Here is a 21,452-nt window from a genome sequence, read left to right as displayed (position 1 = left end):
ACCATCCCAGAAGCCATCGAAAGGATTTCCACAACCAACCCCAGCAGTCCGCTGGCCGTATTCCGCACCAAGTACGCTCACCTCGTGGAGGTTGTGTTCGCGAATACGGTGGTGACCCAATTCTGGATAAACCAGGGCCACATAAATTACCTGGGCACGTATCACCGAGACAATCTGCACGCAGCCGAAAGGCGATTTCAGGATTATTTCGAGAGCATGCCGAAGGCAGCATGATGGGACGCTTGGCTGGTTTTTGGTTGCTTGATAATTGCTTGGGGGGCATGACATGAGATTCGATAGTGCTAGACAAGCGTGGCACGACGCCTTTGATAGCTCCACAGCTGCATTTGATTATGAGGCCATGGGCGGCATGAGTACGGTTTCCTCAGCTGGGAGAGGGCGAAAAGTTGTAATTCGCGGAGAGGTGCAGGGCAGGGCCAACCAAGTTATTTGCCGGGTTGCAGCCCCAACACTAGTTGCGAAAGAAACCCCCGGGGCTAAGGACAGCGGCAACCGTATCATGGATGCCTGCGAAAAGGGCTTGATTCAAGATGCAGTCGCCAAGCTGCGAGCAAGTGATCCACTAGCCTACTGCTGGGGTATGGCCGCCTACGCCCCGCCGGCCACAAGAGTTAAAGAGCGGGCGGCACTACTGAAATACTTGATGAGTGAATTCGACAAGTGGGAGGAGCCGCACCCTAGAGAGAAGGTTAGCCAGCTGGCGCTATTTTGTATTAACGCGTGTGCACTGCGTGATGTGAATGGTCGATTGATAGACCTGAGTCATGTGAGGACAATTTTAGGGTGTGACAAAAAGTGCTGGGATAGGGAGTGGGTGAAGATTTGGAAGCGCCTACAGCGGCGTTTGGACCCATTGCCAGCAAGAGCTTTAGGGCCTGTTTCTGAGGTTGTACAGGAGTACAGAGGGCGGCTTAAAGCCGCTTGTTGACAGCTTTGTCCTGAGGGAGTATAAATTCCCTAGCATACAGTTTTTCCGTTTGCAAAGAAACCCGGCCTTCCCAGCCGGGTTTTTTATATCCCGATCTTGGGTCATGGATGAATGAGGGCCTTCTGTCTATGACTGTATTTAAGTAATATTAGATCGGTCGATGATATCGTTAAAAATAGTATCTTAATAATTATTGATTGAGCTTTGGATGAAAAAATTAGCATTAGTCGTATTTGGTTTTTTGTTCTCTCTTGAAGTCGCTGCTGCAAGTAGTGGGTATGTGGATATAACTGATAATAATATTCAGCTTATAAGTAGTGGTCCGTCGAGTAGATTATTTATTTACGATGTCACAATGAATGATTCACCGTGTGAGAACAAAGATACTCCAGTAATCATGTTCTCGGACAATGAGATAGCGAAAGAAATGTACGCTATGGTTTTAGCTGCTAAAACAGCTGGCAAAAAAATTAGCTTTTTCTCTGCATCTTGTGTTGATATGAGTGGAGTCACCTACACATTAGTTACGTCAACTTATTTGGACTAAGTGTGACAGGGTTAGGTCTTTGCCTCAGAAATTCAATCTGAATCGATGTGGTGATATTTTATAAGCAGTGAAAATTCAATGAAGAAAATTTTAGCAGTTATATTATTTTTTCAGGCTAGCTTTGTTGCGGCAGAACAACAGGTGATATGTACTGGCCCAGTTGAGCGTCTTGCCTATCATCAGCCTGATGGTTTGTATTTAGCAATTGGTAGTACGGGTTTGTTTAAGGCGTGCAGCTCAGAGGCTCAATTCAAAAGAACGGGCCCTGAAAGTTGTAAATTACTTGCAAGTTTAGCAACGACCGCAAGAGCGACAGGGAAAGATATTAGAGTGTATATTGATAATGCACCTACTGCCAATTGTGCAGATATCACTGATTGGCATGCCGCTGACATACGATTTTTTGAGTTGATGCCATAAGCCCATAATTAAATTAATCTGATTGGAAATATAAACTACTGTTTGACTTTTGTTATATTCCCTTTGAGTAAGAAACCCGGCTTCTCTGGCTGGTTTTTTTTGTTTCTGGGGCTTTGTTTTCATCTCTCGGTGAACTCTGTACTTGGCTTCATTTTAGTCAACCTGTCCGCTTCTATTTTCAGGGGCGGAATAAGATATTTCCCTTGTCGTAAAAGTTAACAAGTGACTTTACAAACTTTATTCCTAGAGATTTAGCTATTTCATCTCATGGAAATTATCTAACTTTTGCTAAAAGCTTAAGCGGTTAAAAACTCATGCAGCTGTAGACATGATATTGACTAATCAGATGTCAGAATCTCCCTTGATTTCCGCGATACATGAAAATAAACAAAAGTGAATATGCAATTATTGAAACCTATAGCAAATATGATCTTGGTTGTTAAGTGTGAATTTGGATAAGCACTTGCCTAGGTCACTCAGAGCGTATCAATTAAGTAAAGGAGCTACTTGTGAAGGCATTAATTGCATTTGCTGCAATCACATTGATGACAGTTAGTACAAATGTTATTTCAGATGACAATACTGCAATATTGATTCAAGTTGGTGGCGGCAATCTAGCCAATACAGATCAATCAGGCCTAACGACCCAAAATAACTTAATAGTTCAGACTCAAATTGGTACCTCTAATGAATCAGTTGCCGCGCAAAATGCTGGTATCAATAGCAGTGAAGCAACACATCTACAGAATGGTGAGTTAAACTTTTCTAGTTCGTCCCAGATTAATGACACCTCTCTTAGTAGCATCTCAATAGTGCAGCTGGGGCAATCAAATGAAGGCTTTGCAGAGCAAGGCAATGTCTCTCTAAGTGCTGCATTGGTAGGTCAAGTAGGATCATCGAACCAAGCATTTGTTGGCCAGCGTGATGTTGAAACCAGTTTTGCGAGTTCTAACCAAGTTGGCTCAATGAATGTGTCTTTCTTGGCTCAAATTCTTACCTTTGAAAGTATCGCTTTGATCAATCAACTGGGATCCATGAATCAAGCTAGCCTAGCTCAATCGGGTCCGGTCATGGCAAGTATTGCCTTGATCAATCAATTCGGAGATATGAATGGAGCTAGCCTTGGCCAAATAGCGGTTAGCGAAAGCAGTGCTTCAATCAACCAAGTAGGTTCTACGAATTGGGCCAGTATTACCCAAATTGGAGCGATGGCGAGTAGTGCTTTTATTAATCAGTTGGGCTCCACAAATGAAGCTATTCTCAGCCAAGGGAATGGGGTTGCTGGAAGTGTTGCTTACATGAATCAAGTGGGTCAAATGAATATTGGAGAAGTGGGCCAACTAGAAGCTATTGATAGTACTGCGTTTGTTAACCAGTTTGGTTCCATGAATATGGCAGGTACTGATCAGAACGAGGTTACTGGAAGTGGGGCCCTGGTCAATCAACTCGGCGCTATGAATGAAGCTAACGTTTTTCAAAATATGGTTACTTCAAGCAGTAGCACTATCAACCAGTTAGGTACCATGAATATTGCAGGAAACGGCCAAAATACCGTCGTAGCAAGTAGCACTTCAATTAATCAAATAGGTTCTATGAATGCAGTTGGTATTGGCCAGGGTACGATCACATCAGTTCATAATTTTATAAATCAAATAGGTGTAATGAATGTTGTCGGAATTTCCCAGGGGGGTACAGAAAATACAATCTCGCTTAATCAATTAGGCGTCATGAATAGTATTGGTATATCTCAGTCAGGTACAGAAGGCTCTATTAGTTCGAATCAAGTAGGGTCTATGAATGAGGCTAGACCTTTCCAAATTTCGGTTGCCGATAGTAGCGCCTTGACCAATCAAGTGGGGGTTATGAATGACGCTAACATTAATCAAAGTACAACTTTAGAAACTAGTGCATCTATCACTCAAATAGGTTCTATGAATGATGCAGATATTACCCAGCTATCCGCAGTACTTAGTGTTGCTTCTACCACTCAATTAGGAATTGGTAATAGCCATACAATTAACCAAGCTGGAGTTGGTCAAACCGCTGTAGTAGTTCAGATAGGAAATGGTAATGTAGGAACAATTACCCAGTGATAACAAGTTTTCCATCGCGATTTAGTTAAGATTTGCTTTACAGTATTAGACTTCCATTGCGAGCGAAACTGCTATCATTAGGTGCTTCCTGGAGTTGGAGTATGTTGTTGTAACTAGTTTTGTGAATGACTTGTTATGATCTTTTGACTTCCTCAATGTTTGACTATTGTAGAAAAATATTCTCTCTATAAGTCCTGAGAAAAACTAAATTCTTAAGTCTTGCTTAATACGAGCTTTTTATTTCTAATAACTCAATGTTCAATAATGACTACTTCCTAAACTGGGAAATGGCTTGTCATTGCTGTGGAAAAAATCATTTTAAAGATGAAACACTCAGACGCTTGATTCGAGTCAGAGAGCGTTATGGCAAACCAATGATTATTAATTCCGGTTACCGCTGTCCAGCTCATAACGCCAGATTAAATGCCACCATGACCCATGCCTCCGGCCAGGCTGTTGATGTTTCTGTAGCTGTGAGCGGGGCGCATAAGCTTATAAAAATTTCCTTAGGAGAGGGGTTCACCGGTATAGGAGTGAAGCAGAAAGGGCTAATCAAAGAGCGGTCTATTCATTTGGATGACCTTGGATCAATTTCTGGTAAGCATTCGCGCCCTACGGTGTGGAGCTATTAATGATTTTAGCTATATCCGACCTATTCGGAAAAGCCATAGACAAGGCGTTCCCGGATAAGGCGGAAGCTAACCGACTCAAGGAGCGGGTGGCACTACTACAATACTTGATGAGTGAATTTGACCAATGGGAAGAGCTGTACCTTTCAGAGAAATTGAGCTAGTTGGCACTATTTTGCATTATTGCGTGTACGTTGAGTGATGCGAATGGGCGATTAATAGACTAGGGTCATACGCGGACAATTCTACGATGTGACAAAAAGAGTTGGGATAGGGAGTGGATAAAAATTTGGAAGCGCTTGCAGAGGAGTTTGGACCCTTTACCCGCAAGAGCTTTAGGACCTGTTTCTGAAGTTGTGTAAGAGTACAGAGGGAAGCTTAAGGTCGCATTCTGACAGCTTTGTCCTGAGTAGGTATAAATTCCCTAGTATGCAGTTTTTCTGTTTACAAAAAAAACCAGCTCCCTCACCTGGGTTTTTTGTGTCTTAATATTCTATATGTTGATTTGTGAGTTGATAGACTGTCTATTTCTAATATGCCTATCTTTTATAAATATTGATCAAGTCTGCTTGATGATATTGGAGTAAAATTTGGTACAAACATTGGTTTGTCTGTTTTGATAATTTGCATTTGTGTACCAATTTGTCCCAAGCGAGAGTTATTAAATATACTGAAATCGAATTAACTGGCTTGAATGGTGGATGTTAAAAATATATTGAATTTTGTGAGCGTATTGGTGTTAATTTTTAAGTGACTATGTTTTAAAGGTATAAATAAATGGCCACCAGGTTTAAACTTTCTTTATTTTTAGTGCTTGTGTTTTTCTCAGGGGGTGTTTTTTCTCAGTCCTTACTCTACTCAAGTGAGTTTGATTTGAAAAGAAAGGGTGGGGGAGAATTGTATGGAAGTTGGGTTTCTGTAAACCAGGCGAACTATATTGTTTCTACAAGAGAAGAGCTTCAGAATGCTTTGGCTCAGGCTTCCGCTGGTCAAATTGTATATGTCAGTGATAACGCAGAAATAGATCTAACAGGATACTGGGATTTAGATATTCCTAGCGGAGTTACACTTGCTTCTGGTAGAGGACAGGATGGAGCTCTTGGAGGACTTCTTTTTACAGATGAAATGAGTAAGAGGGGGTTGTTCAATTTAGGTGATAGATCCGACATCAGGATTACAGGTCTTAGATTTAAAGGGCCATTTGCGGGGATCGAAACAGATGATTGTGGTAATAGAGATGCTGATGGTATACGAGTAATGTCATCTTCTTCTGTTGAAATTGACAACAACGAGTTCTTTGCTTGGCCCTTTTCGGGAATCAAGATTAATTCTTCAAGAGCAATTGACATACATCATAATCATATACATCACAATCGGCGAAGTGAGAGAACAGAAGGTTGTCGTTTTTATGGGCTTGGTTATGGCGTTGTTACTGACACTAGTCAGGATATGACTATTAGGCATAATCTTTTTCACCATAATCGTCATGATATTGCTAGTGCGGGTAGTATAGATGAATGGACAGAGTATGAAGCGGCATACAACCTAGTTTTAGGTGGAGCTAATAGCCATAGTTTTGATGTTCATGGAGGTGATGATAAAGATCATCGTGATGATCATAACGCTGGTCATTATTTTTTATATCACCACAATATTTTTTATAACCCCAACTATACTGCAGTTAAAGTTAGAGGAATACCTATTAAGGGGGCATGGGTCTTTGATAACGTTTTTTCTCATGATGATAAAGAGTTTGCTGTTAGACAGCATTATGTAACAGGGAATTTAACTGTTGGAAAAGATGAAGTTGGAGTAGAAAAGCCTAACGTTTATGGTGAAAAGGTGCCAGGTTATTGGAGTATTTCTTACTCTGGTGATCAATATTGGGAATGGCGTCGATTTGAAGATGAAGATTTTAATAACTTTGGCTGGGGAGACTTTGATGGCGATGGAGCGACTGATGCACTTCTTGCTAATGGCTCAGATTGGTTTACGTCTCCAAAAGCAAAGGGTGATTTAACCAAATTGGTTTCTTCGAGTGTTACTAAAGATAAGTTGCGATTTGGTGACTTTAATGGTGATGGGAAAACTGATGTTTTCAGAGCTAGTGGTGAAGGATGGTATGTAGTTTGGTCAGGAAAAGGAACCTGGAATAGAATTGGTACTTCATCTACAACAGTGGATAGCCTTTCTTTTGCTGATTTTGATGGCGATGGTATAACTGATATTGTTCATAACTCTAAAGGGACGTGGTCTGTATCTTGGTCTGGAACTTCCGGGTGGAAGACGCTAAATACAAATATGCCTGACTTTTCAGATTCAGTGATTGGTGATTTTAATGGTGATGGAATCGCAGACGTATTAAAGGCTGATGGTACTTACTGGTGGGTAAGTTTATCAGGTCAGGATCCATGGATAAAATGGGGGATATCGAAAATAACTGTGGATAGAATGAAGCTTGCTGATTTTGATGGAGATGGTACTAGTGATATTTTTATAGTAAGCAATTCAGACTGGTTGGTGTCTTTCTCCGGAAAGTCTGGATGGGAGAAAATTAATGCATCTTCTGTTTCTATTCAAGATTTAGTGATCAAAGATTTTAATGGTGACGGAAAAGCTGACGTGTTAACTAAGTTTTGATAGTGATTTAGCCCCTCCTTCATATGAGAGGGTTTTATACTCTAATCTAAATCTAATGGTTGTTATAAAGTCCGCTTTAAGCGGGCTTTTTTATTTGTGATGATTTAATGTTCGAAAATAACTATTCCTTAAACCGGAAGCTAGCTTGTCGCTATTGTGCAAAAATCATTTTAAAGATGAAATGCTAATGCGATTAATTTGAGTTAGGGAGCGTTATGGCAAACCCGTGATGATTACTTCTGGTTATCGGCGTCCAGCTCAAAACGAAAAATTGAATGCGACCATGACCCATACCTCTGGGCAGGCTGTTGATGTTTCTGTGGCTGTAGGTTGGGTGCAAAAGCTAATCAAAATTGCCTTAGAAGAGAGTCTCACCGGTATAGACGTGAAACAAAAGGGTTGATCAAAGAGCGATTTATTTGGATGACCTTGTTTCAATTTCTGACGAGTGTTCGTTCAAACAATTTTAGGGTGTGCCGAAAAGCGTTAGGATAGGGATTAGGTAAAAATTTGGAATCGCTTGCAGCAGAGTTCGGACCCTTTGCTCGCAAAAGCTTGAGGGCCTGTGTCTGAGTTTGTGCAGGAGTACAAAGGGCGGCTTAAAGCCGCTTGTTGACACCTTTTTCCTGAGGAAGTATAAACTCCTCAGTATGCAGTTTTTCTGCTTTGAATAATTAAACCGGCTATTGAGCCGGTTTTTTACACCCTGATTACATAGAAGTTTTAATTAACAATGTAACCCCAACTCCAGTTTTCGATTTGGGAGTATGTTTTGCATGAGCTAGTCCCAACAGCATGTATTTTTTTGCCTTGAGCTTGAGCTGCCAGAAGCATTGAATATATAGCCGCGCCGCCATTTTCATTCGTGTCGAAAGCAAGCATATCTTTATAGTTGGAGGCAGTACAATCGGCGGGTTCATAGTTTAGGTCAGACTTGAATTTGACATGCCCTTTTCCTGACTCGTCGATACGTACATACTCAATATCAAATGAAGATGCGATGCCAGCTGCACTGGTGATTGATGAGTAAGATAAGGCAATGGAAATCGGTAATATTAATTTTTTCATGGTAAGATTTTTTACGTTTATTTATAAAATATTCTCATCTAAAAGTAATAAATTTGATCTATAGATGAGTTTGATATTCTTATGGTTTGATTTACTTCTATATACGGATAGTAATTAGTTATTCCATGGTAGAGTTTATTTATAGTGAGTATACGGCCTTATGAAAATTAATAAATCCTAACATAAAGAATACGAGGGTTTGTTCCGCAACCCGATGTAATCTCAGGATCATAAGTGATCATTACTTCTCTATTGCCCATAAGGGCTGCTAAAACTATAGATTGAATATCATCAGAACCTTCGTCATCTTGAATTCTAAATGCCAAGAGCTCTCCAGTTGATTTACTTTCTAGCTGTACCGTCCGACAGTTTGGTGAATGGTGTCCTTCAGTAAATATAATTTTACCGCGAACATTAGTTGAGTCCGCCGAAACAAAAGGTGCGGCTGAAGCTAAAAGTAATGCCCCCAGAGTTTTTTTAAGATTCATGTTTCTTATCTGTCTTATTATAAAGAAGAGTAGCTTACTTATTTTTTGACTACTTTCAACCAAAAAACTAAATAGGAAATTTCTACCTCATGGATTTTAGCCTGACAAGATTTGCCTATGGGTCGAGTGCTACTTTGGGGTGATTGAGTTTGTATGGCCGAACCTTCTATAAGGTAGAGCGTCCATGATTGGGTAATCGACCGTTTGAGAGCTGTATCCCTGAGGGCCTATACCTATGTGAGCCCTATAGTTCTGCCAAGTATCCTAACGTGTGGGAACTAAAGAAAGTTCCAGATCGCTCGACAATCCTGATTCACGCCGCCAACTACGCCTCTGATGCTCAAGGAGGTATTGGAATTGGTATGCCTCTTGCTCCGGGTGCCTGGTGGGTAACCCAGTCGCGCAAAGCTATGAAGGAATTACGAGCCGTTTTGCTACCAAGATTTGAATTAAGTGTCACTCACTATATTTCGGAATAACCATGATTACAGCTATATATGAGTTGATTAGTAAGGTTATAGATAAGGCATTCCCTGACAAGACTGAGGCTAACCGTCTCAAGGCTAAGGTGGATGCTAAGCTCATTACAATGGACCTGGAGGAGCTCAAGCGGGCTACCCAGGTGATTACTACGGAAGCTATAGGTGACTCATGGATACAGAGAAACTGGCGACCGCTAACAATGCTGACGTTCGTAGGATAGATCGTGGCTCATTGGCTGGGGTGGACAGCTCCAAACCTCGGCAAGGAACAAGCGCTCGCCGTCCTGGGGGTAGTAAAAATCGGCCTCGGTGGTTATGTCGTGGGGCGCAGCGCTGAGAAGGCTATCAAAACCTGGAAGCAGTCATGACTTTCCAGGGCGCAGTAAAAGAAATAACAGAAAAAACCAGTTATCTCACTGCTGTTAGTGTAGGCACTTTTGCCGGGTGGCTTGCAGATAACTGGTTAGGTTTTACTGGTGTACTGATAGCTGCAGCAAGCCTTGCCGTTAACTAGTATTACAATCACAATAGATAAAAAATATAGGAAAGGCTGTAGGGAAAACTCTGATGAAAGTCAGTGTTAGCCTGGATACCTCAGCATTTGATCGTGCTTCTGCTGATCTGCAGCGTCAACTCCCTTATGCCAGCTCTGTAGCCCTAAATAATGTGGCCTTTCGTATCCGGGGAAAAGAGCGCACAGCTATCTTGAATATCCACCCCAAATTCCTGCTGTGTGATATTGCCGATGAAAGTGCCACAAAGGTTGCCTCGGAGTCAGAGTTTGAAGTAGGTGTTTCTGAGAAATCCAACACTGTACCCAACAGCGTGCGCAATATTGCCAGCATGATCTCCGATGGTCGCCTCTGCGGGCACAATAGCTGGTACGTCAATGCTGACCCGGTAGCGCACGACACTATCGAAGTGCTCTACTTGGACGGCCAGTAGGCCCCAGTACTGGAACAGCAAAACGACTGGAATATCGACGGGGTGGAACTCAAAGTGCGCCTTGATGCCGTCACCAAAGCCAGGGACGCAAAATGTATAGTGAAAACCCCTAAAACCTAATACCCAACTCAGCTTAAAAGAATCCGAAAAGGGCCGCTTATTGCGGCCTTTTTTATTGCAGTAGCTCTAACCCAAGCGGGGAAATGAAATGGCTACTAATTTTGTACAAGACGGGCGCATGCTGGATTGCACCAATAACACCAGCGCAGCTATCGCTTACGGCCAAGTAGTGGCCATCGGTGCAGTACTGGGAGTGGCCCATGACAATATTGCGACTGGAGCGAGTGGGGTCGTCGCCATTGAAGGCGTATTCATGGTGCCCAAGGTAACCGGGGCAGTGATTGGCAAGGGGCAAACCTTTACTTGGGATGTTTCCACAAAAGCCTTTGATGATGCTACAGCTACAGCTACAGCTACAGCTACAGCTACAGCTACAGCTACAGCTACAGCTACAGCTACAGCTACAGCTACAGCTGCAAGCGACGATATCACTGGTCCCACTGCCTTCGCCGCAGAGGATGGTGTTACCAGTGTTGCAGTGAAGTTTACCGGCGTACCAGGCACGGTGAAAGCCCAGTTTATTTATGGACCTGGACCAAAGAGCCGCAGAGCGCGCGTTTCGAAAATTGGATAAGCCCGCTACCTATACAGACGGTAGCGGTGGTGAGTCTATAGAGTGCCGAGTGATTTGCGAGAAGGGCCTTGATGGATTTTCTAAAGAGCGGGTGCGGGTACAACGCATTGAGTTCAGCTTTCTAGTGAGTGAGGTAGGAGCTCATAGTGTCGAAGCTATGATTAACCTTAATCGGCAGAAATTCAAAGTGCGTCAGCTGTTGGAGGATGATGGGGTTGTGCGGCGGGTACAGAGGGATGGGTAGTCCAAGCTGGCAGATCAGCAGGGAATATCTGATTACTGTGGCTGAAATTTATAGAATTGTTTAAAATAACGAATGGAAATTTGCCGAGATAGCAGTTACAACTCTGGATAATTGTCACCAAAAGCAAGCTTCCAGTAAAATTTTATATTAGCGAAGAGGGATAAATGAAAAAGTATTTGGTTCTAATATTGATGTTTATTTCGATGAATTCATTTGCTGGTGCAGGATATATTACCACGGGTGCTACAGTGACAAAAGTATCAGCAACTTCACAGAATGCAGATGCTTTTTGGGTATGGTATTCATCAGGTACAGATAAGTGCTCAGGAAAGGTAAAATTTCAGCTTGCTAATGCAGGGACTGAAGGAGTATTTCAACGAACTTTTACGCTAGCAACGACAGCTTTAGTTTCTGGCAAGCGAGTTGATGTTTATAGTTATACGGATGATACTGATTGTTTGTCAGCGGTTTCAATCGATCTAATTGGTTAGTTTAATTTTTTTTAAATATTCCCTAAAAGATATAAGTCAGCGAAAATGTTGAGTTTTAAAGAAGCTACCATAATTTTACACTCTTAATATTGCATTAGGTGAAGTCATTTAAATAGCTTGCTTGGTTTTTCCGCGATTAGGGGCGGGAGAAGTTTTGGTTTAGAGTAGCTCTCTTTCTAGATTTTATATTGAGCGTCAAGTTGTCAATTTATTAAAGTAGGAATTACATGAAAAAAATTTTGAAACTAACAGTAGTAACTTTGGCAGTCTTTCTATCAGGATGTGGGCTAATCAAAGAAAAAAGACAGTTAGCTATTTCAGAAGTCTACACAAGTTTAGACTCAGCTGCCTCAGAAGTTCCTTCCATGTTAAAGCTTAGTAGAGGGGATTCGCTTCAAATAGAAATTAGCGAAGGTCTATCACCTCGGCTAAAAAGAGGTGAACATACAGATTATTTTGAAGTGGTAGAAGTTGAGGGTGCTAGAGAGAGACGGAATTCTCTTTAGTGCTTCACGCCATGTGTGATTGCTTAGGTTTGAGGAAATGGGCAGTTCTATCAGAAGTATACTTAGTTAGCCCTTCTGGCAAACAAGTTGAGTTGCATCGGTCAGGTTTGCAGTCTATGACGATTGCAGGTGAATTTAAGGAAATGGGTCTTCACAAGTTTATTATTATTGCTTCCTCTAAATATGAAGGCCAGAAAATGGGAAGTATTGACGGTTATCTACCACTTGGTAAACCTGCACAAGTTATTGAACTTAGCTTACCTTTAACTGTTCACCCTACAGGTACGCTAAAGGTTGAATATGAGTAAACTTAAATATGGAATCATAATGATTCTGGCTTGCTTGCTTGTAACTTCGTGTGCGACTTACAATCAAAAAGAAATTGTTAATACTTATCTTGCAAAAAAAGATACTTCATATAAGAAGTTTCCTATAAAGAATCTCTTTTCTTATGCGAATGACTGCAAAAATCAAGGTGAGAATGAATTTTGCTCTTGTGTTGAATGGGCTAAAGACTCTTCAGGTAAATTACCAAAACCCGAATTTGGATTGGTAGACGAGGAGAAATATATGGATCAGGCACTTTCTGCTCTAATGGATTATTTCGATAAGTTAGAATCTTGTGAAGTGTTTGCGCCGATTTCAATTGATTTTGAAGTGCCGGCCAATACGGCTGTCGCAGAAAGAATTTTGCTGGAAAATCAAGATGAAATACTCACGCCAGAAAATTCTAGTGAAATTGAAAATATTCAGAAAGAGATAGGGTGGACTTTCAAAGTTAGTAGTGTCAAAAAGAAGCCCAGCTTTACTAGAGGGAGCTTTGTATATACGGGGAGAGTTGGAGATCAGGAGAGGTTTGATTACTCAGGTAGTGATTCAAAGTATGCCTATATCAATGGTGTAAGGCATTTTCTTGACAAAAAATGGAGCCCAAACAAATTTAAAGTTAGTGGGTTGGGTGAGTGTAAGTTTGTATTGGGAGAATGCATATATGGACCTCCTGGTGATAGAAAGAAAGTTTTTACTGTTTTTGAAAATGGTGTTTGGATTCATAATGTTGGAGCTCTTTCAATAAGACATAGAATGTTAAAAAAAATGATCTACGATAGAAGTGGAATTCCTCTTTATGAATATTGGGAGAAGCCCAATTTTACATATGAAGCAATAAGACATGAAAAAAATATTTTTAGGGTGAATGTAGCTGGTTTTTTGTGAAGATAGTTATATCTAAATGGGCTCTAAAATAGGATCTCCCTTTAAATTTGTCTAGTCATCACAGAAAAGGTATTTCGGTCGCAAGGCGCTGCTGTGCTATCGATATCTGAACCCGCACTAGCGGGTTTTTTTATGCCCGAAATTCCTGGAGCGATCCCTAATGACCCAACGCATAACAATACGCGATGCCGTACAAAGCAAGCTACAAACCCTATCCGGCTATACATTCCCACCCCTTGGGACCACAGAAGATATAGATTCAAAAAAGGCTATCGGCTATTGTGCTGGGCTTTACTACCGAAAAAGCTGGTCACGCCATTCATGGCGGTAACAATCGACAGCTGAATCTGTTTATATCTAAACTCTTTTTCATGTTTTTTTGTACCCTAGGTTTATCAAATGAGGAGTAAGTTTTGGCTCCTGAAGTTCGAGGATTTGTTAACCACTTAATTACTTTAAGCTTAAAGCGAAACGTTCGTGCCATTAGTTTTATTAAGTTCTTTTAGTTTTATAAGTGATTCACATGGCGGCGATACTTTTGGTCTGATAATATCTCGAGCGATATAAATGCATGGAGATAAGAGATGGAATTTAGGTGTTTTTTAGCTATATTTTTGATTTTTTTTGGTGTCAAAGCAGTAGCTTCAAATAATGTTATAGACTATGGTGCCATTCCGAACGATGGTATTGATGATACTGCTGCCTTTCATAGAGCGATTGAGAATTCTGATTCTATTGTTTACGTCCCCGCGGGCGAGTTTAATCTATCTGCCAGATTGAATTTTAAAGGTGATACCCTTTCTATAAAAGGGGATGGAATTGGAGTTTCTAAGCTTGTATGGGCATCTGGTTCCAATGGTATTTATGTTGAGCCACCTTCTGGGAAGCACAAAGCCGCTGTAATTCAAGGACTTACTTTATTTACTAAGTCATCAAATTCTGGTAGTGCTTATCAGTATAATGGGAAAAATAGCATTGTTAATGATCATATTCAGCCAAGAACTAGGCCCAAAGTTATAGTTCGTGATGTAGAGTTGTCAGGTTACACAGGAGCAACTAATAGTGGCTGGAATACTGGCTTAATAATTGACACTGCTCTAGGGGTCCACATAGATGGATATTATTTTTCTGGTCAAGTAAAGAATAGTACAAATACCCCATTGAGTAGTAGGGGGATATGGATGAGGGGGAGTGGTCACTCTGTCCAGGTTACAATCGAAGAGGCTGAGATTTACTATACCAATATTGCGATAGATGTGGCGAATCATGAGGGACTTTATATCTCAGAAAGCAATCTTGTATTTGTTAATTATGGTCTAAAATTTGCGAACTCCGCTGTTGAGCCACAGTTAAATTTATCAAACTCTCATCTTAATTGTAAAATTGGTTGTGTTTGGCTTGATAAAGTTGCTCAAGTAAGTATTAAAGATAATTTGATGTATGGGCACCATACATCTAGTCAGTCTGTATTTGGTGTGCAGCTATTTGGTGGCTCAGATCATTATAATATTTCTAATAATACATTTATTAACACTTCAGGATCTTTTGGTTTTAATGGTGTTGTTGTTCATTCGGATAAGGGTATTATATCTGGAAATATTTTTTCGCTAAAAAATAAAGGGGCAGGGGTTTGGTTTAAAAGTTCTGCGAGCTATGGTAAAGCTTTCAATAACACTTGTAATAGTTGTGCTACTAAAGGGTTGAATCAAGGCGGTGGTACTAATAGTATTAATTGGTTGTGGTAGTTAAAAGCTATACTGAAATGAATGAGCGTAAATTGTAAATTTCAAGTAATCTATTCTAGATATTCAATGTTTTTGAATTTCAGCTGGTTGCTGAAAATAATATAAGAAAGCTGTTTTCTGCCATAAATACTGAAACCCGCAATAGCGGGTTTTTTATGCCCAAAATTCCTGGAACAATTCCAATGACCCTACGCATCACACATCCGCAATATGGTTTTAACAGGCAGCAAACTCTATCCGGCTACACACTCCCACCCTCTGGCACCACAGAAGAAATTGATTCATTAAAACTGCCATCCATTGTGGCGGGCTTTGTAATCGAAAACACTGAACACGAAATGCATGGCGCACCAGTAGGTAGCTGGATCTGACTATTGCCGTGGTAGTAAAGAGCGATGGCGATATGTATGCCGCACTGGATCAAGCGGCTGCAGATATTGAGAGTGTCCTGCAAGATGATGCGACCCTGGGCAAAACTTGTGACTTATTCCTACTCAGTCAAACCCAGAATGTTACAAAACAAAATTTTCCCGCAGCGATAATGGCAGCTCTTATTAGCCAGTGGCGGGCATGTTGGATATCGACCCCGGTGAAGAGTTGCGCGGTTCTGTTGAGATGATGCCGATTGATGGCATCAGCGATTAAATGGACTACGACTATTCCGGCTTACATGATGCTGTCGAGGTCTCTATTACCTTGATCTGGAAAGAGGACGATAGCGGCCAACAGGCTCTGCGTGATGATTACGACATAGGAAATCGCAGAGTATGCTGCCCGGATGTTGTGTATGAGTGTTAGGGGTAAGGTCCGTGTGCTCAACACTATCCGTATCGAAGACGTGTTAGTGACCGCTTCCTTTCGGACTAAACAGAGGAAGCGTGATTGCTGTTTAAGCAGGCTTGTATGATAATCCGATACGCTTTGGTGCTCCAGGATGAAGTGTTTGGATCTAATGACTGAATTATTTTTAGTCCTGTAATTCTGGCTGTGGTAGCATTGCGCCAAAAAAATAGATGGATAATTAGAGGCTATGATAAACGTGAAATTAAATGTTAATGAAAAAGGGTTCTCAAAGGGTATAAAATTTTTATTGCTTACTATATTCCTTATGCCGACTGTAGCGCTGGCAGGGATTTCGCGTCACAACAGTGTAGATTGGGTTCTGGTCAGTAGTAATAAAATGAATAAAGCTAGTTTTGTCCAGTTTAAAAACAAGCTTGAAAATGATGAATGTTTCATGGGTAGTAATTCTGCAAGAATACGCTTTTCAAGTGATGATAGCTCATTGTTATCGTTACTTCTCACTGCTAAAGCCGCATCACTGAAGGTTGGTTTTTATTACAATACGAAAACTGATTTGCCAGATGTCACAGGTCATGGGACGGCAGAATGTGAGATTGTTAATGTGTGGTTAGAGTCTTAATAATATCGGTATATGTAATATATTTTTTAATTGCTAGCAGTATATGGTTGGCTGAGGTTATATGAAGACTTTTTCTACATTTTTTCTTTTGGTTAGTATTTCAATTTCTGTAAGTGCAGAGACTACTAAATGGCTTGCACCTGATAATATTCAAGAGTTTTATCCAGATCGTGGCGGCGTAAATGTGGTTTTGGCGAAAGTCTCTTCGGATTATTCTATATGTAATGATGGGCGCAGATTTTATTTACCTTTAACCCATCCAAATTATGAGGTTACATCTTCAACACTTCTCACTTCATTTGCCTCCGGGAAGAGGGTCAAGCTCATTATCAAACAAATCTCTGGCTGTGCTCCTGAAATAGACAGGGTTGTTCTTGTTAATTACTAGACTCGGTAGCCTAGTTAGTCATGCTGCTTATGCTGGCTAGCCCTTTGGAAGCATTATTTGCTTAGATTGATGCGCGGGGCATTGTGGATATGAATTTAAAATTATTTTTTTAAAAGATAATTATTACATTACTGTCCTGCCTTATACCAACTATGAAGACCCGGCACTCGACCTTGAAGTACAGCAGGCAATCGATAAGGCCGAAGCCGCACAGGCGGATGCTGATGTCGCATTGGCAGACCTGGATAACATTGCTGCCGATGGTGTTTTACATCAAAACGAAAAGCTCATCGTGATTCGTGAGTATGCCCAACTTCAGACAGAACAAAGCGGTATTGAAGCGCAGGCTGATGGTGCCGGACTCGTAATAGAAAAAGGCAACTACTCCGGCAACCTGGCGGCACTTGCCAGTTACCTGGGCGGCCTGTTTCCAGCCTGGAACGATACCGCAGCCAACACTTCTATCAGTCGGACAATATGGAATGCCAACTGGGAAGCGGTGTACAGCGCACGCCAGGTTTTACTTAACACTATCGCCCAACAGGCGCGCGAAGCGGGCATGGTCGGGGCCACGCTGCAGTTTCAGTGGGATGGACGGCCTACCGGACTAATCTGGCCTACCAATACCAACTATGCCGGCGGCACTAAGTATTCTTTTAATGCCACTGCTGGCCAAGGCTTTATCCATGTACTGGCATACGATGCCGAGGGTGGTCCGCGTGTTGGTTTGAATGGTGTCCAGGTCGGAATCATGAGTGGGCCGAATGATACAGCCCAGTGGTACAGCTTCCCGGTCACTCTGCAGGCCGGCGCCAATGAAATCTCTATCTGGTCTAACGCCGCAGATGGTGGTAGTTACGGAGGCATTGTGGTTACCCTGGGCGGTAGTGGTGACCTCGAAGCATTGTTGGGAGTGTCTGCAGCGGATGCCAAAGCCGAGGCCGCAGCAAACGCAGCCGCTGAAGCGCAGACGGATGCTACCGCCGCCCTGTTAGACCTCAACAATATTACCGCAGATGGCAAACTGCACCCCACCGAGAAATTAACCGCGGTGCGTGAATACAACCAGATCCTGGCAGAGCAGAGCGATATTGAAGGGCAGGCCAATAGCTACGGCATTACCACTGAGAAAACCAACTACAGCGGTGCAATAACAGCACTCTCCAGTTATCTTAGCGGTGCAGGTTTGAGCAATACCTCAACAGTCACCAGCATTGATCGCACCACCTGGAAAGCCAAATGGCAGGCGGTCTACAGCACACGACAAAAAGTGCTGATTAAGATTGATCAGATTGCTGGATCCCGCGCAGACTGGGAAGAAATTTATGGGACCAATAAACCCGAGGACGGTGCCACAGTCGGCGCTACCGCACAGGAGCGCGCGCAAATCCGCTCAATGCGGAATACCTTTTTAGAGGATTTTTCTGATAGCAATTATCCGCAGTATTGGAAAATGTGGGGTACCGGTACCCAGACTTTTTACCAAAGCGGTTATCTACAGCTTGGCGGCGGCGCGGCCTGCCTGACTAATGGTGTGTCGATGTACCATGCTGAGAAAATTCCCTTTGATCCCAGTAAGCTGTACCGGATTGAAACTCGGGTATATGTGTATAACAGCGATGATACTAGCCGCACTATGTATATCGGCCTGGCCGGGTACGATGGGGCGGGAAAGCTCTGTAATACCAGCGGTGCCGAAACATTCAGTAGTCAGCATTACATGGTGGCAGCCAATCTAAATCTTGCGGGGCAGAGCTGGCAGACGCTGGTGGCCTATGTCAAAGGCAACTCGAGTGGTAATGGTAGCTACAGTGCCATAAGAGGGGGAAACCATATTGGTAGCCCCGCCAAGATGCAGGCGAATGTGCGTTTTATCACTCCGATTTTTTATGCTAATTACTCAGCTAAAATAGGCGCTACCCTTGTCGATTATATAAAAATCGATGTGGTGGAAGTGCAGGACCAGCGCAACCTGCCGATGATTCAAGCTGGTATTGCCAGCCTGCCTACCAGTTCCGCGCTGTCCGGCTCGGATGATGGCAGTACCGCAAAAATCACGATTGCCGCGCACTCGGTGCAGTTTGGTTTCGGCATTGTTAATTACAACAGTGGCAGCATTACTGGGTTGTCTTTCAACACAAAATATTATGTGTACTGTGATGATCCCGGCACTCAAGGCGGCGCTGTTACCTATTACGCAACTACGAACATTTACCAGCTGGCTGCCAGCACCTGGCGCCGAGGTATAGGCACTATTAGAACCCCGAGCAATGGCGGCGGCACTACGGTCCCTAGAGACCCTTGGTGTGTTGCCGCAGGCAGTTGGCTGCGCGAAGGTTTGCTAGCGGACAACTGCGAAAGCGGAGACCTGATCGACTGCTGGGATACCGGCGACGAGGAAACCCATCTAAGCCTCATTACTGGCGCGGTAGATGCAGAGCCAGAAATACCCTGCGTATTGCTCACCACAACAAGCGGTGCTCAAGTAATTTGTAGCCGCGAAACCCCCGCTACCGACCGTGCAGGCCAAGTGTATGAGGCGCAGTACTGCGAGGGCGTTGAGCTGGGTGTACTGCATGAAGAAGAGCCGCTCACCTGGGAAACCGTCGAGCGGGTCGAATGCGCTGGCCTACACACCGTGTACAAGGTCTCTGTAGGTGGTAAGAGCTACGCCGCCGGCGTTGATCCGCAGCACCGAATTATCACCCACAACGGACAACACAAATCTGACTAAGCAAAGGAATAGATAATGCCCAGCTTTTGCCCGATAACAGTGCCAGGCCTGGAGGCCTGGCAGTTCGCCTACAGCATCGACGACGGCCACAGTGCCGGCACCATTGTGCGCGCAACGGTAACCCAGACCACAGAGCCCGCTAATAGCGATGCTCAGGCTGCTGCCGTACTTAAATGTACGATTGCCGTAATCGACAACCAAAACACAGTACAAACTGATGGCGCTGGTGATTTGATGACCAGCGTTTATGTCACTACCAAAACCCTGCAGACCGATGGTGGCGAAGCGGTAAACGTCGCCGATCATGCTGCTGATTTAGTGGCTAGTTGTATTGTCGAAGTGGCCAACCGTTTAGCTGTGCATAACTCGATTGCGGCTATGGCGATTCCGAGCGGGTGATACTGGCTGTGGTTTTCAGTAGTGGAGAGGGTGTGCCGCCGGTGCGAAAGCTCGAATTATAGAGCCATGGCTGACATCTACAGAAATTTCCTCCTAACTTATTGATTTAATTATGGGTAAAATGTGTTCAAGAGCGGGAGGTCGAACCAGGCGACTTGAGCCACTGGCTCACTATCTCTGGTTGTTATTTAGACAATAGTTTGTAACCTGCTGTAAATAAAGGCTTTTCTGCGGAGCTTGGAAGCTCCCTCCCAGAAATAGTGGCCAAATGGATAGTGAGCCACTGGCTCTTTAATAAACTGTTAAATGTCTGAACCAACCACGTAGAGATTATGAAATGGTTAGTATCCTATTTGTATTGAGCCTTGTGTGCATGGTCGTTTGCCTAGCAATCGCACGGAAAAGGAATCTAAATCGAGTTTTATGGGTTATCTTGGGAGGGCTTTTTGGCCCAACTGCAATACCGTTCGCTCTTTTTCTGCCAAGCAAACAGGATTGAGAAAATGCCTCTTTTACAAAGTTTATGGAGGAAATGCTGTTATACATGTTTCGCCATGCTAGTTCTTGTCCTATCTACGGGTTGCGATAATTTTTCTCCGCTAGAGGGTCATTCACCCGTAGAGGATGAATTTAGCAAGTTAGCTGCTGATGAGCGCATTTTGTTCAAGCCAGGCATGGAGGAAAATGCCCTACTCGTTCAAAAAATCCTAGATGATCAAATAAAACTAATTGAGCGTGTGCATGACAAGCCTTTCTCGAAAAAGGTAATCGTCCATATTTGCGATACGCGAGAATGCTTTAACTCATACACTGGTTTAAAAGGGAGTATTCTTGCTGCTGTAACTTCAAACGGCCTATTCCTCTCATCCTATGTGATTTCAAACGAGGACTATCCCATTTGGCTGGCGCATGAGTTGTCGCACCTACACTTATTCCAGCAGGTCTCAATATTCAAAGCCACATTTATACCTCAGTGGTATCACGACGGTTTAGCAACCTTTGCGTCTAAAGGTGGCGGTGCTACTCGTGTCAGTAAAGAGCAGGCCCTAACTTCTATTCGTTCAGGGAACCATATCGTTGCGGCAGACAAAGGGGCACTTTTTAGCACACGCTGGCCACTGAATTATCCGCCCTCCGAAGATGCTTGGACGCAGCAGCATATGGACTATCGCCAAGCATCGCTATTCTATGAGTTTATTCACCCACGAGGGGGTATAAAGTTACTTCGGGCTATAGAAAATGGAGAGAAATTTGGTAATGCATTCTTGTCTGTGTATGGAAAAACACCGGAAGAAATGTTTCGGCAGTTTAAAGCAGAAATTAGTCCAAATGAATCGCAGTAAAGCATTTAA

28 protein-coding genes and 1 pseudogene are annotated in these 21,452 nt (G+C 42.8%); 27 read left to right on the top strand and 2 right to left on the bottom strand.

Annotation, left to right across the window (positions count from 1 at the left end; genetic code table 11):
• Positions 1-286: 286 nt before the first annotated feature.
• The 8 genes and pseudogenes from G367_RS0100720 to G367_RS25455 form a co-directional block, all read left to right on the top strand.
• Positions 287-949, top strand: coding sequence for a hypothetical protein (locus tag G367_RS0100720; protein ID WP_020411173.1), 663 nt, complete (start codon positions 287-289; stop codon positions 947-949).
• A 208-nt stretch (positions 950-1,157) separates the two neighbouring features.
• Positions 1,158-1,496, top strand: a complete 339-nt coding sequence (locus G367_RS0100715; RefSeq protein WP_020411172.1) for a hypothetical protein — start codon at positions 1,158-1,160, stop codon at positions 1,494-1,496.
• A 78-nt stretch (positions 1,497-1,574) separates the two neighbouring features.
• Positions 1,575-1,916, top strand: coding sequence for a hypothetical protein (locus G367_RS0100710; protein ID WP_020411171.1), 342 nt, complete (start codon positions 1,575-1,577; stop codon positions 1,914-1,916).
• A 509-nt stretch (positions 1,917-2,425) separates the two neighbouring features.
• Positions 2,426-4,009 (top strand): hypothetical protein, encoded by a 1,584-nt coding sequence (locus G367_RS0100705; RefSeq protein WP_020411170.1) that lies wholly within the window; start codon positions 2,426-2,428, stop codon positions 4,007-4,009.
• A 254-nt stretch (positions 4,010-4,263) separates the two neighbouring features.
• A complete protein-coding gene (locus tag G367_RS0100700) occupies positions 4,264-4,641 on the top strand; it encodes a D-Ala-D-Ala carboxypeptidase family metallohydrolase (RefSeq protein WP_083922651.1) in 378 nt (125 codons plus the stop codon).
• On the top strand, positions 4,641-4,802 hold the full coding sequence (locus G367_RS26710; RefSeq protein ID WP_020411168.1) for a hypothetical protein: 162 nt from the start codon (positions 4,641-4,643) through the stop codon (positions 4,800-4,802). Before G367_RS0100700 ends, G367_RS26710 begins: the two co-directional genes overlap by 1 nt.
• Before the next feature lie 613 nt (positions 4,803-5,415).
• Positions 5,416-7,278 (top strand): FG-GAP repeat domain-containing protein, encoded by a 1,863-nt coding sequence (locus G367_RS24745; RefSeq protein ID WP_020411167.1) that lies wholly within the window; start codon positions 5,416-5,418, stop codon positions 7,276-7,278.
• A 214-nt stretch (positions 7,279-7,492) separates the two neighbouring features.
• A pseudogene (locus G367_RS25455) lies at positions 7,493-7,681 on the top strand (D-Ala-D-Ala carboxypeptidase family metallohydrolase); the annotation flags it as partial.
• A 320-nt stretch (positions 7,682-8,001) separates the two neighbouring features.
• Here G367_RS25455 and G367_RS0100680 read toward each other — a convergent pair.
• On the bottom strand, positions 8,002-8,346 hold the full coding sequence (locus G367_RS0100680) for a hypothetical protein (protein ID WP_020411165.1): 345 nt from the start codon (positions 8,344-8,346) through the stop codon (positions 8,002-8,004).
• Positions 8,347-8,513: 167 nt separating this feature from the next.
• Complete coding sequence (locus G367_RS0100675; RefSeq protein ID WP_020411164.1) at positions 8,514-8,834, bottom strand: hypothetical protein; 321 nt, start codon at positions 8,832-8,834, stop codon at positions 8,514-8,516.
• 188 nt (positions 8,835-9,022) lie between these two features.
• Here G367_RS0100675 and G367_RS0100670 point away from each other — a divergent pair, with 188 nt between their 5' ends.
• The 19 genes from G367_RS0100670 to G367_RS0100580 all read left to right on the top strand — a co-directional run bounded on the left by G367_RS0100670 (position 9,023) and on the right by G367_RS0100580 (position 21,443).
• Positions 9,023-9,313 carry a DUF5675 family protein gene (locus G367_RS0100670; protein WP_245556636.1) on the top strand — a complete coding sequence of 97 codons (291 nt, stop codon included), beginning with the start codon at positions 9,023-9,025 and terminating at the stop codon, positions 9,311-9,313.
• A 2-nt stretch (positions 9,314-9,315) separates the two neighbouring features.
• Positions 9,316-9,537: a 3TM-type holin gene (locus G367_RS24740; protein ID WP_020411162.1), complete on the top strand. Its 222-nt coding sequence runs from the start codon at positions 9,316-9,318 to the stop codon at positions 9,535-9,537.
• 3 nt (positions 9,538-9,540) lie between these two features.
• Entirely contained in the window at positions 9,541-9,684 is a 144-nt protein-coding gene (locus tag G367_RS25875) for a hypothetical protein (RefSeq protein ID WP_020411161.1), read from the top strand.
• Positions 9,681-9,830 (top strand): hypothetical protein, encoded by a 150-nt coding sequence (locus G367_RS26385; RefSeq protein ID WP_020411160.1) that lies wholly within the window; start codon positions 9,681-9,683, stop codon positions 9,828-9,830. Before G367_RS25875 ends, G367_RS26385 begins: the two co-directional genes overlap by 4 nt.
• Positions 9,831-9,883: 53 nt before the next feature.
• Positions 9,884-10,261, top strand: a complete 378-nt coding sequence (locus G367_RS0100655) for a hypothetical protein (protein WP_020411159.1) — start codon at positions 9,884-9,886, stop codon at positions 10,259-10,261.
• 208 nt (positions 10,262-10,469) lie between these two features.
• On the top strand, positions 10,470-10,955 hold the full coding sequence (locus G367_RS24735) for a DUF2190 family protein (RefSeq protein WP_020411158.1): 486 nt from the start codon (positions 10,470-10,472) through the stop codon (positions 10,953-10,955).
• Positions 10,948-11,199, top strand: a complete 252-nt coding sequence (locus G367_RS0100645; RefSeq protein ID WP_020411157.1) for a hypothetical protein — start codon at positions 10,948-10,950, stop codon at positions 11,197-11,199. The genes G367_RS24735 and G367_RS0100645 overlap by 8 nt, the downstream gene beginning before the upstream one ends.
• A 164-nt stretch (positions 11,200-11,363) precedes the next feature.
• On the top strand, positions 11,364-11,690 hold the full coding sequence (locus G367_RS0100640; protein ID WP_020411156.1) for a DUF5992 family protein: 327 nt from the start codon (positions 11,364-11,366) through the stop codon (positions 11,688-11,690).
• Positions 11,691-11,917: 227 nt separating this feature from the next.
• Positions 11,918-12,196, top strand: a complete 279-nt coding sequence (locus tag G367_RS0100635) for a hypothetical protein (RefSeq protein WP_020411155.1) — start codon at positions 11,918-11,920, stop codon at positions 12,194-12,196.
• A gap of 116 nt (positions 12,197-12,312) precedes the next feature.
• On the top strand, positions 12,313-12,504 hold the full coding sequence (locus G367_RS25870) for a hypothetical protein (RefSeq protein ID WP_157533269.1): 192 nt from the start codon (positions 12,313-12,315) through the stop codon (positions 12,502-12,504).
• A complete protein-coding gene (locus G367_RS0100625; protein WP_020411153.1) occupies positions 12,497-13,411 on the top strand; it encodes a hypothetical protein in 915 nt (304 codons plus the stop codon). The genes G367_RS25870 and G367_RS0100625 overlap by 8 nt, the downstream gene beginning before the upstream one ends.
• A 584-nt stretch (positions 13,412-13,995) precedes the next feature.
• Positions 13,996-15,156, top strand: coding sequence for a glycosyl hydrolase family 28-related protein (locus tag G367_RS0100620; protein WP_020411152.1), 1,161 nt, complete (start codon positions 13,996-13,998; stop codon positions 15,154-15,156).
• A 182-nt stretch (positions 15,157-15,338) separates the two neighbouring features.
• Entirely contained in the window at positions 15,339-15,527 is a 189-nt protein-coding gene (locus G367_RS26705; RefSeq protein WP_020411151.1) for a hypothetical protein, read from the top strand.
• A gap of 274 nt (positions 15,528-15,801) precedes the next feature.
• Entirely contained in the window at positions 15,802-15,954 is a 153-nt protein-coding gene (locus G367_RS26700) for a phage tail protein (protein ID WP_245556635.1), read from the top strand.
• A gap of 232 nt (positions 15,955-16,186) precedes the next feature.
• Positions 16,187-16,579 carry a hypothetical protein gene (locus tag G367_RS0100600; RefSeq protein ID WP_020411149.1) on the top strand — a complete coding sequence of 131 codons (393 nt, stop codon included), beginning with the start codon at positions 16,187-16,189 and terminating at the stop codon, positions 16,577-16,579.
• A 61-nt stretch (positions 16,580-16,640) separates the two neighbouring features.
• Entirely contained in the window at positions 16,641-16,967 is a 327-nt protein-coding gene (locus G367_RS0100595; RefSeq protein WP_026304861.1) for a hypothetical protein, read from the top strand.
• 232 nt (positions 16,968-17,199) lie between these two features.
• Complete coding sequence (locus G367_RS0100590; RefSeq protein ID WP_020411148.1) at positions 17,200-19,701, top strand: hypothetical protein; 2,502 nt, start codon at positions 17,200-17,202, stop codon at positions 19,699-19,701.
• A 15-nt stretch (positions 19,702-19,716) separates the two neighbouring features.
• Positions 19,717-20,100, top strand: a complete 384-nt coding sequence (locus G367_RS0100585; RefSeq protein ID WP_020411147.1) for a hypothetical protein — start codon at positions 19,717-19,719, stop codon at positions 20,098-20,100.
• Positions 20,101-20,546: 446 nt separating this feature from the next.
• Positions 20,547-21,443, top strand: coding sequence for a hypothetical protein (locus tag G367_RS0100580; RefSeq protein WP_157533268.1), 897 nt, complete (start codon positions 20,547-20,549; stop codon positions 21,441-21,443).
• The last annotated feature ends 9 nt before the right edge of the window (positions 21,444-21,452 follow it).

It is taken from the genome of Microbulbifer variabilis ATCC 700307 (genome assembly GCF_000380565.1).
Classification (GTDB): domain Bacteria; phylum Pseudomonadota; class Gammaproteobacteria; order Pseudomonadales; family Cellvibrionaceae; genus Microbulbifer; species Microbulbifer variabilis.
The sequence above is the reverse complement of the archived record's forward strand: the minus strand, read 5'-3'. Positions and strand labels throughout refer to the sequence as shown.